The 17,289-nt window shown below is 30.8% G+C and carries 16 protein-coding genes and 1 riboswitch; of the genes, 10 read left to right on the top strand and 6 right to left on the bottom strand.

Translation table 11 applies throughout. From position 1 onward, the window contains the following. Positions 1 to 122: 122 nt before the first annotated feature. Positions 123 to 791 carry an RluA family pseudouridine synthase gene (locus tag KA824_RS00405; protein ID WP_154409639.1) on the bottom strand — a complete coding sequence of 223 codons (669 nt, stop codon included), beginning with the start codon at positions 789 to 791 and terminating at the stop codon, positions 123 to 125. Positions 792 to 1,229: 438 nt separating this feature from the next. Here KA824_RS00405 and KA824_RS00400 point away from each other — a divergent pair, with 438 nt between their 5' ends. The 3 genes from KA824_RS00400 (at position 1,230) to KA824_RS00390 (ending at position 4,468) form a co-directional block, all read left to right on the top strand. After that, positions 1,230 to 1,967: a transglycosylase family protein gene (locus KA824_RS00400; protein ID WP_154409640.1), complete on the top strand. Its 738-nt coding sequence runs from the start codon at positions 1,230 to 1,232 to the stop codon at positions 1,965 to 1,967. Positions 1,968 to 2,539: 572 nt separating this feature from the next. Then, positions 2,540 to 3,262, top strand: a complete 723-nt coding sequence (locus KA824_RS00395; protein ID WP_181187287.1) for a transglycosylase family protein — start codon at positions 2,540 to 2,542, stop codon at positions 3,260 to 3,262. Between the two features lie 366 nt (positions 3,263 to 3,628). Further along, positions 3,629 to 4,468 (top strand): YitT family protein, encoded by an 840-nt coding sequence (locus KA824_RS00390; protein ID WP_210133233.1) that lies wholly within the window; start codon positions 3,629 to 3,631, stop codon positions 4,466 to 4,468. A gap of 350 nt (positions 4,469 to 4,818) precedes the next feature. Here the strand turns inward: KA824_RS00390 and trhO are convergent, their stop codons facing one another. Both trhO and KA824_RS00380 read right to left on the bottom strand, forming a co-directional pair. After that, positions 4,819 to 5,766 carry an oxygen-dependent tRNA uridine(34) hydroxylase TrhO gene (gene trhO, locus KA824_RS00385; protein WP_154409641.1) on the bottom strand — a complete coding sequence of 316 codons (948 nt, stop codon included), beginning with the start codon at positions 5,764 to 5,766 and terminating at the stop codon, positions 4,819 to 4,821. Positions 5,767 to 6,063: 297 nt separating this feature from the next. Further along, the gene (locus tag KA824_RS00380; RefSeq protein ID WP_040030347.1) at positions 6,064 to 6,282 is read right to left on the bottom strand and encodes a hypothetical protein; all 219 of its coding nucleotides are present in this window, start codon (positions 6,280 to 6,282) and stop codon (positions 6,064 to 6,066) included. 135 nt (positions 6,283 to 6,417) lie between these two features. Between KA824_RS00380 and KA824_RS00375 the strand changes: the two genes are divergently transcribed. After that, entirely contained in the window at positions 6,418 to 6,888 is a 471-nt protein-coding gene (locus KA824_RS00375) for a peptide-methionine (S)-S-oxide reductase (protein WP_019469172.1), read from the top strand. A gap of 100 nt (positions 6,889 to 6,988) precedes the next feature. On the opposite strand, the gene KA824_RS00370 is transcribed toward KA824_RS00375, so the two are convergent. Both KA824_RS00370 and KA824_RS00365 read right to left on the bottom strand, forming a co-directional pair. Further along, on the bottom strand, positions 6,989 to 8,206 hold the full coding sequence (locus KA824_RS00370; RefSeq protein ID WP_019469171.1) for a metal-dependent hydrolase family protein: 1,218 nt from the start codon (positions 8,204 to 8,206) through the stop codon (positions 6,989 to 6,991). A 12-nt stretch (positions 8,207 to 8,218) separates the two neighbouring features. Next, positions 8,219 to 9,397 carry a hypothetical protein gene (locus tag KA824_RS00365; protein ID WP_107523659.1) on the bottom strand — a complete coding sequence of 393 codons (1,179 nt, stop codon included), beginning with the start codon at positions 9,395 to 9,397 and terminating at the stop codon, positions 8,219 to 8,221. Positions 9,398 to 9,705: 308 nt separating this feature from the next. On the opposite strand from KA824_RS00365, the gene KA824_RS00360 reads away from it, so the two are divergent. The 3 genes from KA824_RS00360 (at position 9,706) to KA824_RS00350 (ending at position 12,302) form a co-directional block, all read left to right on the top strand. Then, positions 9,706 to 11,139 carry a YhgE/Pip domain-containing protein gene (locus KA824_RS00360; RefSeq protein ID WP_019469169.1) on the top strand — a complete coding sequence of 478 codons (1,434 nt, stop codon included), beginning with the start codon at positions 9,706 to 9,708 and terminating at the stop codon, positions 11,137 to 11,139. 21 nt (positions 11,140 to 11,160) lie between these two features. Next, positions 11,161 to 11,613, top strand: a complete 453-nt coding sequence (locus KA824_RS00355) for a MarR family winged helix-turn-helix transcriptional regulator (RefSeq protein WP_107383473.1) — start codon at positions 11,161 to 11,163, stop codon at positions 11,611 to 11,613. A gap of 122 nt (positions 11,614 to 11,735) precedes the next feature. Further along, on the top strand, positions 11,736 to 12,302 hold the full coding sequence (locus tag KA824_RS00350; RefSeq protein WP_019469167.1) for a DUF4064 domain-containing protein: 567 nt from the start codon (positions 11,736 to 11,738) through the stop codon (positions 12,300 to 12,302). 49 nt (positions 12,303 to 12,351) lie between these two features. Here KA824_RS00350 and KA824_RS00345 read toward each other — a convergent pair whose 3' ends face one another. Next, positions 12,352 to 13,173 carry an AraC family transcriptional regulator gene (locus tag KA824_RS00345; protein WP_107383472.1) on the bottom strand — a complete coding sequence of 274 codons (822 nt, stop codon included), beginning with the start codon at positions 13,171 to 13,173 and terminating at the stop codon, positions 12,352 to 12,354. 643 nt (positions 13,174 to 13,816) lie between these two features. Here KA824_RS00345 and KA824_RS00340 point away from each other — a divergent pair. The 3 genes from KA824_RS00340 to xylB all read left to right on the top strand — a co-directional run bounded on the left by KA824_RS00340 (position 13,817) and on the right by xylB (position 17,019). Further along, positions 13,817 to 13,987 carry a hypothetical protein gene (locus tag KA824_RS00340; RefSeq protein ID WP_154409643.1) on the top strand — a complete coding sequence of 57 codons (171 nt, stop codon included), beginning with the start codon at positions 13,817 to 13,819 and terminating at the stop codon, positions 13,985 to 13,987. A gap of 287 nt (positions 13,988 to 14,274) precedes the next feature. After that, the gene (locus tag KA824_RS00335) at positions 14,275 to 15,198 is read left to right on the top strand and encodes an AEC family transporter (RefSeq protein ID WP_107523623.1); all 924 of its coding nucleotides are present in this window, start codon (positions 14,275 to 14,277) and stop codon (positions 15,196 to 15,198) included. A 333-nt stretch (positions 15,199 to 15,531) separates the two neighbouring features. Continuing rightward, positions 15,532 to 17,019 (top strand): xylulokinase, encoded by a 1,488-nt coding sequence (gene xylB, locus KA824_RS00330; RefSeq protein ID WP_181187286.1) that lies wholly within the window; start codon positions 15,532 to 15,534, stop codon positions 17,017 to 17,019. A gap of 151 nt (positions 17,020 to 17,170) precedes the next feature. Further along, positions 17,171 to 17,284: riboswitch (TPP riboswitch) on the top strand. Positions 17,285 to 17,289 lie beyond the last annotated feature (5 nt).

Below are 17,289 nucleotides of genomic sequence, written 5' to 3'. Positions count from 1 at the left end.
TTAATTAAAAATATAAGTATAAAACACTAATAAAAGCTATGAAGGAATCTCTTAGTAGAGATTCTTTCATAGCTTTTTTATATTAATATATTGGATGAATTTACGGTTATTTAAGAAGTATGTTATATAAAGTCATTCCAAATACCTTTATTTGGAGTAGAAGTTACAGAAATGATTTCATCTTTAATGGGGTGTTTGACGCTGAGTTTTGATGCCCAAAGTGCAATTTGTTGTCCGGGATTATTAAATTTCTGGCCATATTTTTGATCACCATATAATGGTAAGTTTTGATTTGCGAATTGTACTCTAATTTGATGTGAACGACCTGTTTTCAATTGGATTTGAACCAAGGTTTTATTGTTAATTGTTTTGATAACTTTATAATTCAAAATTGCCTCTTTAGCATCTTTTTTCTTGGAATCAACTGCATAAACAATATTTTTATTTCTATCTTTCCATAAATAGTCGCGAAGTTCACCTTCTTTTTTTGAAGGTATACCATGGATAATTGCTAGATATGTTCTATATAATTTTTGTTTTCTAAGTTCATTAGATAACCTAGAGGCTGCTTTGGATGTTTTAGCGAAAACAATTGTGCCTCCAACGGGCCTATCAAGACGATGTACGAGTCCAAGGTATACATTACCCGGTTTATTGTATTGGACTTTTATGTAATTTTTTAAAATGGACAATAAATCTTGATCTCTTGAGTTATCTTCTTGTACAGGAACATTAATTGGTTTCTCTACCATTAATAAATGGTTATCTTCATAAAGAATATTGTCGAACATTTAATTCCTCCAACATTTTATATATTGATAGGTTTTCATAAATTTTAAAATAAAATTATTAAAATTAAACCAAATTAAGATATTATCAGCAGTTAGATATAAATTCAATCTTTCTTATATTTAAAAGTCATAAAATGTAACCAGTTATAATGATATAAGTGAATATTATTTTCACACTAATTACATAATTATTACATATTTGTAAAAGCAATATTATATTTCATGGTTGATGTGATGGTTTTTTGAATGGAATTGAATTAAGTATTTAATGTAATTAGGGCGTAAAAATTCTAGATATTTTTTAACTTCACTGTAACCCACAAGCTTTTTTAAGATGTTACAGTAGGGATTAGCAAATTTGATAAAAGTAATTTTGCAAAACAGAAAACACAAATTTAAATATTTAAAAGTATAATCTCTTAGGAGGATTTATTAATAATGAAAAAAACAGTATTAGCTTCAACATTAGCAGTAGGACTTGGCGTAACAGGAATCGCAGCAGGAAATTCAGCAGATGCGTCTGAACAAGGTATCGATCAAGCACAATTAGCTCAACAAGCACAAAACAATCCGCAACAATTGAATGCTGAGCCAATACATGAAGGCGCTTATAACTATAACTTTAATCAAGATAATTTAAATTATAACTTTGAATCTGATGGCACATATTGGTCATGGAGTTATGGTGAAGGTTCAAACGGATCTAATGATGCATCAGCACAATCAACAAGTGATGCAGGACAACAAGAACAAGCACCACAAACTCAAGAACAAGCACCACAAACTCAAGAACAAACACAACCACAACAAGCTTCATCAGAACAACCAGCACAAGAACAAGCACCACAAACTGAGCAAACACAACAACCACAACAAGAATCAGCTTCATCACAACAATCAACAGATAGCTCAAGTGAAGCATCAAGTGGTTCATCAGTAGAAGTAAACGATCACTTGAAACAAATTGCAGAACGTGAATCTGGTGGCGACCTTAACGCTGTTAACCCATCATCAGGTGCAGCAGGTAAATACCAATTCTTACAAAGCACTTGGGATTCAGTAGCACCAGATGAGTATAAAGGTCAATCACCAACAGAAGCACCAGAATCAGTTCAAGACCAAGCAGCAATGGATTTATATGAATCTGAAGGTGCTTCACAGTGGGTTACTGCTTAATTTATTAAAAGTTTAATTTTAAAACATTAATATATACGCATAGAAAGTGTGAGATTTAAAGCTCATTCTTTAATTAAAGGACTAATCCGTGAAGAACATGGGTTAGTCCTTTTTATATTGAGAAAAAGCATATACTTTCAAAAGCAATAGAGATAATTTTAGAAAAAATGAATAGAAGGAATTGAATTGATAGTGAAAAACTATTTAAATAAGCAATTAAAAATATAACTTTTACAAAAATTATCAATTTATTAAATGATGAATCAAATATTACAATACTTGAATAAAAAGTGTTTATATTACAACATCATTACAATAAAATATAAAAAATAATGAGCCTTAAGACGATGGTGATAGCATTCTAATGTTTTTTGAACAGTGTAATAATAAACTTTTATGTCATGAGGACGTAAAAAACCTAGCTGCTTTTTTAACTTCACTGTAACCCACAAGCACTTTTTGGATGTTACAGTGGGAACTAGCAAATTTGATAAAGGTAATTTTGCAAAAAACGAAAACACAAATTAAAACATAAATTTAAAAGTATAATCTCTTGGGAGGATTTATTAATAATGAAAAAAACAGTATTAGCTTCAACATTAGCAGTAGGACTTGGCGTAACAGGAATCGCAGCAGGAAATTCAGCAGATGCGTCTGAACAAGGTATCGATCAAGCACAATTAGCTCAACAAGCACAAAACAATCCGCAACAATTGAATGCACAAGCATTACATGACGGTTCATATAATTATAATTTCAGCCAAAATGGCACAAATTATAATTTTGAATCTGATGGCACAAATTGGTCATGGAGCTATGGTGAAGGTTCAAACGGATCAAGTGAAGCATCAGCACAATCAACAAGTGATGCAGGACAACAAGAACAAGCACCACAAACTCAAGAACAAACACAACCACAACCACAACAAGCTTCATCAGAACAACCAGCACAAGAACAAGCACCACAAACTGAGCAAACACAACAACCACAACAAGAATCAGCTTCATCACAACAATCAACAGATAGTTCAAGTGAAGCATCAAGTGGTTCATCTGTAGATGTAAATGATCACTTGAAACAAATCGCGCAACGTGAATCAGGTGGTGACCTTAACGCTGTTAACCCATCATCAGGTGCAGCAGGTAAATACCAATTCCTACAAAGCACTTGGGATTCAGTAGCACCAGCTGAATATAAAGGTGTATCTCCAACAGAAGCACCAGAATCAGTACAAGACCAAGCAGCAATGGATTTATATGAATCTGAAGGTGCTTCACAATGGGTTACTGCGTAATAAGATAATATTCAATTTTAAAATATTGAATCATCAATCCCTAGGTTCTTTTATAGAATCTAGGGATTTTAATTTTTTAAAAAATATGTGTAATGATTAAATAAGGACATAATATAAAATAACTTTTGATAAATTGAAGTAAATATTATATATCAATAAATAATCATAACCCGCCTACGTTGAAAAACTTAAGTATTTTTATTATTATGTCTTCTGTATTAAAAAAATTATAGTTTAAAATTGTAATTCTGAAACTTTTTAGCATTGCTAAGAAGTTTCTTTTTGTGTTGAAAGAAAATGAACGAAGTATAGTTAAGAAAATGGTGTTCAAAAATTTAAATCATTTATAGAGAGGGTGTGAGTTTAATGGAATATAAAATTCATCTAAAAAATATTTGTTTTTGTCTTATAGGTACTTTTTTAATTGCAATAGGTGTTAATTCATTCGTTTTAGCTTCAAATTTAGGAGAAGGCGGCACAGTCGGTGTCTCCTTAAATCTGAAATATACTTTAGGCCTTTCTCCAGCATTGACGACGCTTATTATTAATATCATATTAATTGGTGTAGGATGGAAATATTTAAGTAAAACAACTGCACTTTATACGTTGATTACTGTGGTTGCGAGTTCATTTTTCTTAGGGATTACTGAATCTTTTAATTTGAATTTAGAGTCAGATTTTATCAATACTATTTTTTCAGGAGTGTTAATTGGTATTGGTACAGGCTTTGTTATATCTGCCCGTAGTACGTTGGGTGGTACTTCAGTTATTGCAAAAATCATAAACAAATATAGTGAAATTAAAACGTCACAAGCATTATTTATTCTTGATTCATTGATTGTTTTATCTTTCTTGCTTGTCTTACCTATTCAAAATGTACTTTATACAATTGTTATGTTATTTATCGTTGAAAAAAGTATGTCTTTTGTAATAGAAGGATTTAATCCTAAAAAAGCAATTACTATTATTTCAGATTTTAACGCGAACATTAGTAAACAAATTAATGAAGAAACGGGGCGTGGTTCTACACTGTTAAATGGTGTAGGAGGATATCAACAAAAAGAAACTAATGTACTTTACGTCGTCGTCCCTCAAAATCAGTTAGCTAGGATTAAAAAGATTGTAAACCGTCATGATGAAAATGCCTTTTTAGCTATCCATGATGTGCGAGATGTCCTGGGAAATGGATTTATGAAATTACAATAAGCATAAATAAGAAAATAAATGCAAATTAACTACAAAAGTTTGGTAATAATAGTCATTCATTTATAAATAAGAGGCTGGTATTTTTTTATTCTAGTTTGTTATAGGGAAAATGTGTTTCTATTATCAAATTTTAAAATAAGATGCGGGATAAAAAGATGACAATGGCCACTGTGAAAACACTGAACAATGTAGAAAATAACACAATTTTTGCGCGTAATTCTGGTAAGTTGTGCACCTAATAAAAGAAAAATGGCAATTTCTAATTTTATTTAGAAATTGCCATTTTTTAGTTAGCTTGATACATATTAAAATTATAAAATATTTACACATAATTTCAACGCATATTTGTATTATTCAAGTTGTTTAAAATTTTCAAGGCGTTTTGCCTTTTCTTCATCACTAATGTCATGTTTTTTAACATAACGATTACTTTCATGTTCAGCACATTCATGACAACAAGCACCTAAATAACGTGCTTCATTTTCTTCAGATACTAAAATTTGACGGTTACATTCAGGGTTTGAACAGTTGATGTAACGTTCACAAGGCGTACCGTCAAACCATTCTTTACCTACAACTGTTTTTTCAACTTGATTGACGTCTACACTGATACGTTCGTCAAATACATACATTTTACCGTCCCAATACTGACCTTTTGTTTCTGGATCTTTTCCATAAGTGGCGATACCACCTTCAAGCTGGCTTACGTCTTCAAAACCTTCTCTTAATAGATAACCGGAGAATTTCTCACAGCGAATACCACCAGTACAATAAGTAACGATTTTTTTGTCCATAAATTGATCTTTATTTTCTTTAATCCAGTCTGGTAAATCTCTAAAGCGAGTAATATTAGGTCGTATAGCACCACGGAAATGTCCTAAATCATATTCATAATCATTACGCGCATCGATAACAATTGTGTCGTCGTCAAATAATGCTTCTTTAAACTCTTTAGGTGATAAATAATTACCAGTAAGTTCTTTAGGATTAACATCTTGTTCTAAATCTAATGCCACAATTTCTTTTCTAGGACGAACGTGCATTTTTTTAAATGCGTGACCATCTGCTTCATCAATTTTGAAAGTAATTCCTTTGAACCTTTCATCTGATTGTAATGCATTCATATATTTGTCTGTTGCTTCAACTGTTCCGGAAACAGTACCATTAATACCTTCAGTTGATACTAAGATACGTCCTTTAAGCTCTAAATCTTTACAAAAATCTAAGTGTTCTGTAGCAAATGTTTCGGGGTCTTCAATATTTGTATATTTATAATACAATAGTACTCTGTAATCCATAATTCAATTCTCCTCTAAATTTTTTTCTGTTTATAATAGTTTTATATAAAATTAATAGTTTGATAGTATCGTGCGTCTACAATCCATAATGATATGATGAATGTGTATTTGTTATATGCTTTTATAAAAGGACGAAATTCTCCTCACTATATTGTAACAAAAAAGGTACAATATTCAATTTAAAAATTTTGTAAAACTAAATATTGTCAAAATTTTTTTGAAGAATATTAGGTTATTAATAAAAAACATGCTCTTTTCAAGTTTGTTATTATCAATGAAAAGAGCATGTATATAAATTTATTTATTTTTATTTGTAAAGATAAGTGCAACTACTAAACTAATTGTACTGATTGCAAAGACAATATTCATGATCGAAAGTGTTTCTATAATCACTACATCTTTGCCTAATCGTTCAAAAGCATTTTGTTGCATTTCTTTCTCAGAATTAAAATCACTGTCGGTTCTTGAAGGCTTTTCTTCAATATCTTCTAATAATCTTTCTTTAACTTTAGGCATATAATACCTCCTTATTCTCTAATATAAATTTTCCCTATTAACAAAAAATAAATCATAAATATATGAGCATTTGCATCATATGGTTGTGGTGTCTATACTTTTATTAAATAATGTATTAAATCAGGAGGGGATAGAATGGAAACTGTATATTTAGCAGGAGGTTGTCTCTGGGGTGTTCAGGCATTTGTTAAGACATTACCAGGTGTCATTCAAACAGAAGGTGGTAGGGCAAATGGTATTACGCATACCCTTGATGGAGAATACGACGGCTATGTAGAAGTAATTAAAACAACTTTTGATCCTGAAAAAGTGTCTGTTACTGATTTAATGGGGTATCTTTTTGAAATTATTGACCCTTATAGTGTAAACCAACAGGGCCAAGATATTGGTTTGAAATATAGAACAGGATTATATAGTGAAGACGTAAAACATTTAAAAGAAGCACAAGCATACATAGATGCAATTGAAGACCATCACCTTATTGCCACAGAGGTATTACCATTGACTAATTATGTTAAAAGCGCAGAAACACATCAAGACAGATTATCAAGATTTCCAAATGATTACTGTCATTTACCTAAAGCACTGGTTAATAAATATAAATAATGATAAAGCAAAGTGAATTCAAAATTAAAACCTCGTTGTATATCTTCAATCATTCTGTAGATATACAATGAGGCTTTGTTTTTATAAATAGTAGATAGCATTATCTTTTCACAATTTCACCATCAATACCTACAATTTTAATATTATCAGGGTTTTTTAATATCCCAATACGATCTAATGGATTATCATCTACGATAATAAAGTCAGCTTTTTTGTCTGTTTCAATTGTGCCTATTTCATTGTCATAACCTAGACATTCTGCTGCAGTTTTAGTGGATGCTACTATAGCTTGCATTGGTGTCATACCATGTTCAACCATTAACTCTAATTCACGTAAGTTGGTACCGTGTTTAAAGACACCAGCATCTGTACCCATGGCGATTTTTACACCTGCGTTTACAGCTTTAGTAAAACTTGTTGTATGTGCCTCTAAAACTTCTTTTGACTTTTCAACAGAACCTTCAGACATACCAAGTTCATCTGCAAATTCAATAACTGAAACAGGTGCTAGTAAAGTCGGTACGAGAAAGGTACCTTGTGCCTTCATTTTTTCTATTGCTTCATCATCTAGGTAAATGCCATGCTCTATAGAATGAATGCCTGCTGCGATACAATTTTTAACGCCTTGTAGACCTTGTGCATGTGCCATTACTTTTCTATTACCTCTGAATTGTGCTTCTTCAACCATAACTTTAAGTTCTTCAATAGAAAATTGTGTGAAGTCTGGATGATCTGTTGGACTTGTTACACCTCCAGTTGCATGAACTTTGATTACATCTGCACCAGCACGTAACATCTCTCTTACTTTTTTACGTACTTCTTCAACGCCATCACAAATTCCTGTAGGTAAACCTGGATAATCTTCAATAAAACTTGGCATAGTTATACCAGATTTCGTTAATTTATCACCATGGCCACCAGTAATCGTTAATGCATTGACACTAATTTGCATGCGTGGTCCGAGTATCAAACCATTTTGTACAGCTTCTTTAATCCCTTGGTCAGCACCAAGTGCATCACGCACGGTAGTGATACCGCAATTTACTGTACGTTTAAGATGATCTATAGCGCGATAGAATGTATAAGAAAATGGCGTAGCTAATTTATCTGTCAATGGTCTCATTTCTTCCATGATATGAACATGGCTATCTATCATGCCCGGTAATAAATATTTATCGGTACCATCGATGATTTCATGATTTTCATGGTTTAAATTCTGTCCAATAGTCTTAAAGCGATGATCTTGAATAATCACATCAACGTTTTGTTGTATAGCGCTACCAGTACCATCTATAAGGTTTATATTTTTTATAAGCATTTAAAATTCCTCCTAATTAATAAAATTCATAATAATACCTGTTAAAATCACGGAAGCTACCGTAACGGAAGTAAATCCACCTATCAACATAGGACTAAGTAATTCTTTGAAAAGTGCATCATGTTCTTTTTTGTTTTTGGTTAAACTACGACTCACTTCTTCACATAGCATGTAATCTCCAGGGAAACCATACAATGCAGTTAACGCAACTGGAAGTGCCTTTGTATAACGCCAACCAATCAATTTTGCAGCAACTGCTCCTCCGATTAAAATACCTATCGTACCTATTAATAAAATAAGTAAGATAGCTGGTAGGTGATGCCATAAATCTTGTGGTGTGATATCTCCCATAGAACCGATGACAATCAGCATGATAATAACAAGAATTAAAGTGAACGACTTGTTTTTTTCTAATTCTGCTTGTTCAAATAATCCTAGTTTTAGCCCGACAATCCCAAAGAATAAACTGATAAGTGTAAAATGAATTGGGGTCACTTCTCCAATTAAAAAAGCTAAACTAGCTAATACAAACATAATAAATAGTCTTAAAGTATTATTTTGTAAAATAGGATATTTATCATGTAAAGTATGTGTTGTTGATGTTCGAGTCGTTGATGCTTCTTCACGGGTATCAGTTTGTAAATTTTTAGATTCTTGTTGCAAAAAGTGTTTACCGTAACGTTTCATGATTACTGAACTTAATGGTAACCCGATAACACCTTGTAGACCTTGCACAAGTGCTGGTAAAACAATTAAATAACTTAAATCTAATTCCTTTAACTTATCAATTGTAATTAGTAATGCAACAATACCACCTGAGATAGGACCAACACCAGAAGCGGCGATACGAAAATCATAAACTAAAGATACGATGATTAAAATCATAGTCGTTGAACCTATAATGCCGAAAAGTGAAATAATCACTGCCTTCCACTGTGTTTTTAGCGTTGATAAAGGCATCATCGTTCCCATATGCATAATGGCAGGTGCTATAGCTAGTGCACCTAGTGAAGGTAAAATAGCTGAATCAAGAATATTTTCAGGAAATATACCTGCCCATTTAAGTAATAAAAAACTGACCATTGCAGTCAAAAGCATTGGTACTCGTGCTTTTGTCAATGTTGAAATAACTTCCCCCAAAGCAATTAAAGCAAATAAAGCAGTTGCTGAAATAATAGGTTCACTCCACATGATAATTTCCCTCCCTAATTTAAAGTGATAGTAAGTATCATAGCATTAATAAAGGATAAAATTAACAGTAAATACAGAATTTTCAGAATATATTTTTGTTCAAAATCACCATGAAATTTTTTGGAAAATAGGTTTGACATTTAAATTTAAGAAGCGTAATATATAAAAAGTACACGGGGTGTACTGAAGTGATTTCACCCTTATAAATAGCTGGTCATGCGTGTTAAGCTAAGGCAAATATTTTTGTTTTAGTCTTTTTTTAACTTATAGTACATGGGATGTACAATTAAAGGAAGGTAGTTGGAAAAATGTTGAATGAATTTAAATTTATATTTAAAAATAAAATGTTAGTGGTATCTTTAATTGCAATATCACTTATTTCGTTGCTATACGTAGCTTTGTTCGTTGGTTCAATGTGGGATCCATACGATAAGACAGAAAATCTAAAAATATCTGTTGTAAACCACGATGAAAAAGCAACGCTTAATAATAAAGATATTACTATTGGCGATGATTTAGTAGATAAATTAAAAGATAATGATAAGTTTGATTTTCAAGTCGTTTCTGAAAAAGAAGCGAATAAACAATTGAATAGAGGTGAAAGTGTAGGAACTATTATTGTTCCCAAAAATGCCTCATCAAATGCAACGACAATTTTAGATGAAAACCCTAAAAAAATAAATCTAGAAACTAAGGTAAATCCTGGTTCTAGTTATACAGGAAGTCAATCTGCAAATTCAGCTATTAATACAGTGACTGAATCTATAAAAGATAATATAAGATCTAACTATTTGAGTGAATTATTCGCTAGTGCTAAAAAATCACAATCAGGTTATCAAGATACATCAGAAGCATTAGGACAAATGTCTGATGCAGAAACAGAACTCATTGATGGTAATCAACAAGTAACAGATGGTATTCAACAAATGGCACCAATGGTAGGTCAACCAGCTCAAAAATTATTATCGGGAAATCAACAGGTAACAGATGGGCTGAAAGAACTTCAAGCAAATAATGACGAATTAAAATCAAAAATTGATGATGCAGTTAGTCAACAAAATAATGTTTCATTTGAATCCGAAAATGAAAAAGCACTCAATGATGTTACAAAAGTAAAAGAAAATAATCCAACGAATGCTGATGAATACGGTGCAACGATTGTTCCTTATATGGCAAGTGTTAGTTTATTTGTTGGTGCGCTATCGTTTAGTGCTATTTATCCATTGAGAAAAACTATTGATAAATCTACAACTTCAGTGAGACAAGCTTTAGGAAAATTTGCATTATATATTGTTCAAGGTGCGTTGTCTGCGTTATTTATGAGTAGTTGGGTATTATTTGTGTTTAACATGTCAGTTGGTAATGTATGGAAATTTATATTAGTAGGTTTATTATGGGCTATTGCAGCAATTACAATTACATCGTTCCTAACATTATTCTTAGACAGAATAGGACTATTTATATCAATGATTCTTTTAATCTTACAATTAAGTGCAAGTGAAGGTATGTTCCCAATAGAACTTTCTGCAACGTTCTATAGATGGATACATCCATTTTCACCAATGTCTTACGCTATTCAAGGATACAGAGAAGCGATATTTACTAATGCAGGTCACTTTGACTTTGGATTTGTTGTAGCGTTACTTATCGGTATCATAGTCGTAATGATGATTTTACAATATTTAGTTCTACTATGGTTCAATAAGCGCGATAAGTTACCACTTTCTATCGAATTTAAGTAATTTATAAAGGGGGATAAGATTATGAATGATGTAGATGCATCGATTGAAAAAGCGATAACCAAATTTCAAATAGTGATGTTGTATTTAAACAAAGAAATTATTGAAATGGTGAACGAATCGTCTCTCACAAACTTACTTTCAAGAGAACAAATTGAAGCGATGAGAATTATTCAAACAAAAGGTCAAGTTACGATTAATGAGTTGGCTGGGCTGCAAAATATATTTAAAACAGCTGCTTCAAAAAGAATAGGTAAACTTGAAGAAATGGGCTATGTGCAAAGAGCATACTCAAATAATAAAAGAATAAAATTAGTTCAATTAAGCTTAGAAGGTGAAACATTTTTAAAGCAAGCGACTTCTGCAATGACAGAATCAGTAAAAAATCGCTTAGGTGACCAATTTTCACTTGAAGAAATAGAAGATTTTGTAAATCAATTGGAACGAATAGATGAAGCTTTTAGAAAAAGTAAATAATTACCTAGGAAATTAAATGTGTTATACATGGACTTGTAGCAACAGGATGCGTATACTAAATGATATAATTCTAAACAGATATTAACTAAAAAACATAAATTTTTGATTAGGGGTGAAACATAATGAAAAGAACAGCTGAACGTATACTTGCCTGGATTGGTATTGGTATACAACTACTAGGTGTAATTGTACTTGCGATATTCTTACCATTAGTTGGAAATGGTGACAATAAAAATGCAATGATACAAGCAATGATGGAAGACGATAGTTCGATCACATATGAAAATGGAGAAGCGGTTATTAATATGTTAAGTGGATTGGTAACTGCAGGTCTTATATTGTCTATTGTGCTACTTATAGTAGCAATCATCGGTGCAGTGTTAATTGGTAAAAAAGCAAAAGCTGCTGGTATTCTATTAATCATTGTTGGTGTTATTTCATTAATTGGTAATTGGATTACCGCAATATTGTGGTTAGTAGCAGGTATTATGTTACTTGTGAGAAAGCCACAAAAAGCAATTTATAGTAGAGATGAAGAAGATGATGCAAATCCCTATATCAAAGATGGATCACAAGTAAATGAACATAATAACTCATTTGTATTATCCGAAGATCAAAAAGAGAACGAACAACAAAAAATCAAAGAAAATTATTCCGATGATGATGAGGATAATAAATATAAATATTAATTCGTAATCCAAGTTTGCCTTTGATAGGTAAACTTGGATTTTTTGTATTTTATTCAGATTTAATCGTATCCAAAATTAATTGGAGCTGGTTATATAATTGATGTGGTTCTATCTTTGTATTTGTACTTTTAGAATAATGTTGTTTTATAAAATCTTTAGGTGTCATTTGCATCACATTTTTGAAATCTCTCAAATAAGTATTGTATGAACGGAACCCATAGTCTACCCAAATTGATTCACTATTGCCATTTGTTAATAACTCTCTAGATAAACTATAGATTTTAACTTTTTTAATATATTTGATTAATGAAATATTCATTTTTTTTGAAAATTCTCTAGACAAATAGCTACTGTTTACGTAAAAATTTTTGGCAATTAAATTCAGCGTTAATGGTTGTTTGTAATGTTGGTTAATATATTCTACAACATTTTTAATTAATTTATTTGAGTAAGTCAACTGTCCATATATATTTGCTTGAGATGAATTGAGGTAATTGATTAATTTAATAACTCCGATATCTCCATTAAATGAATTGTTTTCTAAAATATTTTTTAAAGTTGTAATATAGGTTTCAGTAATCAATTTACTTAATTTATATTTTTCTAGAAGGTTTTCCTGATTTATTAAGGTGAACCGATGATAACTTAAATTATTTACTGAAATACAAGCAAGCATACCTTCTCGATGAATAATGAGGTTTTCTTCAAAATCATATACTACAAATACATCTCCTCGATGAAATATAAAATTTGATTTTACTTTTTGGAAATGAATCATACCTGAAATGACTAAATATATATTGGAAAAGTTAGGTGTATTTAAATGTTCTAATTTATCGCCTTCATCATAAATGATTTGGTTATAATTCATTAAACCCCTCCTTTCCTTAAATGTTAGCTAGTAAAATTGGCAATGATTTATAGTAAAATGAGAATCAGATTAAGTATTAAGGTTTTGAGAGCGTACACAATAAATTCGTTCAGGAAATGTAGATATACTTAAATTTAATTTCATTTATTTAAATAGTACTCTTTTTAAATTTAATAAGTCAATTAATGTTGCGTAATTATAATAAAATAAAATTCTAAAACTAAAAAAATGGATAATTTTTGCATCTGTTTATAATATATTCTATGATGGTACACTAAAATAGTAATAAATCCGAACAATTCGTGAATAATATTGAAGTGTTAAATAATTGAAAATATGTTCAGCTTTTCATTATGACAATTATTTTGGTAACTATCGTTATGATTTAGCAATATATCTAAGACTATTAGCTTTTATAAAAGATGCAATGTGAGCAACTAAAGTAACATTTCTGACAGATAAGCGAGCAAAAAGTAGAATGTCGAACACGAATTGGTGTAATATCAAGTGAAAAATGAATAGAGATAATTATTAAAATATAATAAAATAGGTTGTTCTATTGAGGAAGGTAACAAAAACATGTAAATTGATAGTAAAGGTTAATTTAGACATTAAATTGAAATGAACGAATGAGGTGAGCTAAATGATGATGATGATTGGTATACTTACACCGTTATTAGTTGTTGGTTTTATAGTTATGTCAATTTTGGAAGAAAAAAAACGAAACAAAAGAAAGCAAGAAAATAATAGCGATGAACAAAAGCAGATTAATAATACTACTAATAGCGATGAAGTCAACCGAAAAGACGAATGATATATTATCTTATTGTTATAAATCCCTTTTAAATAATAAAGCAAATCCATTAAATGATGTACAAATTAAAATAGTGTAATCTTAGTAAAGTTTAGAATTTTTATTGATACGATATAGGAGTTGAAATATGAAATTGATTTCTAATTTATCAATTTTTATTTCACTCCTAATTTTTATATTTTTAAAGTATACAAACAACATAGTTTTAAAAATCAGATATCTAAATTTAGCTTAAATACAAATGAATATGTCTAGTGTTAAAGTTTCTTACGAGGGAGTGTTCTAGGATGAGTGAAATGGTTTATATATTACAGAGTGTGTTATTACCTATTTTTATAATGATAGCATTGGGATTTATCTTACAGAAAAAGTTCACTCTAGATTTAAAGACTTTAGCTAAATTAAACATCTATGTGTTTGTTCCAGGATTTATTTTTGTAAAATTTTATAAAACAAATTTTGAACTGCGTTTATTATTGTATATTGTATTGTTTTTCATAATATACATCATTTTTTTATATATAGTGGGGAAAGTTTTAACTATAATAAACAAGAGGGATAAGGGCGAGGCTACAACGCTAACCAATAGTGTATTATTTTTTAATTCTGGAAACTATGGTGTGCCAGTCAATGACCTAGTGTTCAAGGGTGATCCACTAGCGATGTCAGTACAAGTCATCGTTTTATCATTACAAAATATTTTCACTTTTTCATATGGTATTTTCGCAATACAGTCTGCACAAATTGGAAAATTGAAAGCGATGTTAGGGTATTTTAAAATGCCAGTATTATACGCTTTGTTGTTTGCAATTATTTTAAATTATGCTGATATCCCTATACCGGAATTTATTTGGACGCCAGCTAACTATGTAGCGGATGCGATGATTGCAATTGCTTTAATTATGTTAGGCGCACAAATTGCCAATATAAACTTTACTTTTAAGTGGTCATTATCATATATTTTTATATTTGTACGCTTAGTGATTGGACCAGTCATCGCATTAATAATTATAAAAATCATGGGTATTGAAGGCGTGATTGCGCAAACATTGTTTATCGCTTCAGCAATGCCGACGTCAGTAAATAGTTCTGTGATTGCTCAGGAGTATGACAATCACCCAGAACTTGCAGCAGAGCTTGTCTTTTTATCTACTTTATTAAGTTCAATTACTGTGGTGGTTGTTATTTACGCTTCTAAATTACTATTTTAGATACTTAAAAAGTTACATGCATTATCATTACTTATACTTTTATGCACTGAGAAAAAATATCTCAGTGCTTTTTTGTTTTAGTTTTAATAAATTTGAATGAACTTAAAAATAGCTAATGTATTTTAAAACATTGAAAACAGTATCATTACATTTCTTAACATAAAATGTTATATCATTCACTGTTGTTACTTGTTTGATGTATAAAAATTGAATTGAAAATATTTTCTTTATAAAAACAATTTTTATTTTCAAATATATTGTGCTATAAATATAACGTGAATGACATTGAAAATAAATAGTTTAAAAATAACTATAAATAAAAGGATGGTATATGTGAAAGAGATTGTATTAGGCATAGATATCGGTACAAGTTCTGTTAAAGCCATTGCTATTAATAAAAAAGGTGACGTTTTAGATGTTACTAGTGAACCAATTCATGTTATTAATCAACAAACAGGTTTTAGTGAACAAAATCCAGAAGATTGGTACGAAGCCTCTAAAGATTGTATAAAGTACTTATTGAATTCGGAAAAGTTAGCAGGTATGAAGGTTAAAGGTATATCATTTTCTGGTCAAATGCATAGTTTAGTGTTACTTGACCATCAATTTCAACCACTTAGAAATGCCATTTTATGGAATGATACAAGATCCACTTTTCAGTGTGAACAAATAAAACAGCAATTTGGTGAATATGTAATGGATAATCCTGTTTTAGAAGGTTTTACATTAACGAAGTTGTTATGGGTTAAAGAAAATGAACCGTTGATTTGGTCCAAAGCAAATGTCTTTTTACTGCCTAAAGATTATGTGAGATTTAAATTCACAGATACGATAAATATGGAATATTCTGATGGATCAAGCACATTGTTAATGGATATAGCAAATAAGTGCTGGAATAAAAATATTTGTGACTATTATGGTGTATACCAACTTTGTCCAAATTTAATTGAATCCCAAGATTTTGTAGGGTACCTTAATACTTCAATTGCAGAGGAATTAGGTTTAGATAAAGATGTCGCAGTATATGCTGGGGGCGGAGACAATGCCTGTGGCGCATTAGGAGCAGGCGTTATTAGTGAGGGCGACACACTATGTAGTATTGGTACTTCGGGTGTCATATTAGCGTGTGATTCTGAGAATACAGCGACTTATGGTCACAATATACATCACTTTAATCATGTGCTCCCTCAAAATTCTTATGCAATGGGTGTCATATTAGCTGCAGGTGATAGTTTAAAATGGTTTCAAAAAAACATTACGCCAAGCTTAACTTATAGCCAAATTTTGGATGAAGCTAAACAATCTTCTCTAGGGAGTAATGGTTTAATATATGCACCATATTTATCAGGAGAACGTACACCCCACGGTGATAGTCAAATTAGAGGAAGTTTTATTGGCTTAAGTCATATGCATAATAATAAAGATATGGCTCGTGCTGTGATTGAAGGCATCACTTTTGCATTATATGAATCTATCTATTATTTACGTAAAAATGATAAAAAAATTAAAGAAATGATTTCTATCGGTGGTGGGGCTAAAAGTGATTTTTGGCTTCAGTTACAAGCAGATATCTTTAACGCTAAAGTATATAAATTAAAGCATGAAGAAGGACCAAGTATGGGTGCAGCGATGATAGCAGCAAAAGGTGTAGGGTGGTTTAATGATGTCGCTGAGATGGTTCAACAATTTATTCAATATGATAAAGTATTTGAACCCAGTGTAGAACGTCATATGCAATATATGAAATATTTTGCAATATACCAAAAAATTTACGATGAGACTAAAGAAATAACAAAGGAATTATTAAAAATCTCTCACTAAAATTATTTTATAGCAACAATCATGCATGATTGGTCATGATATTTCCTAGAAAATAATAAGCTGAAAATATATAAGGTTGAAAAAATACAGTTTTTACGTTAAATTAAACATGAATTAATTGTAAAATTCACATTAATTAAATAGAGCTAAGTTTAACCACTGGAAGTGCCTTTATGATAAAAAGGCTGAGACTAGCGTGATACGCTAGAATTCCTTGAACCTGATCCAGTTTGTACTGGCGTAGGAAAAGTGGCGTTATAAACCATATTT

It is taken from the genome of Staphylococcus sp. GDY8P198P (genome assembly GCF_017891615.1).
In the GTDB taxonomy this organism is placed as follows: Bacteria; Bacillota; Bacilli; order Staphylococcales; family Staphylococcaceae; genus Staphylococcus; species Staphylococcus cohnii.
This window is presented reverse-complemented; position numbering and strand designations above follow the sequence as displayed.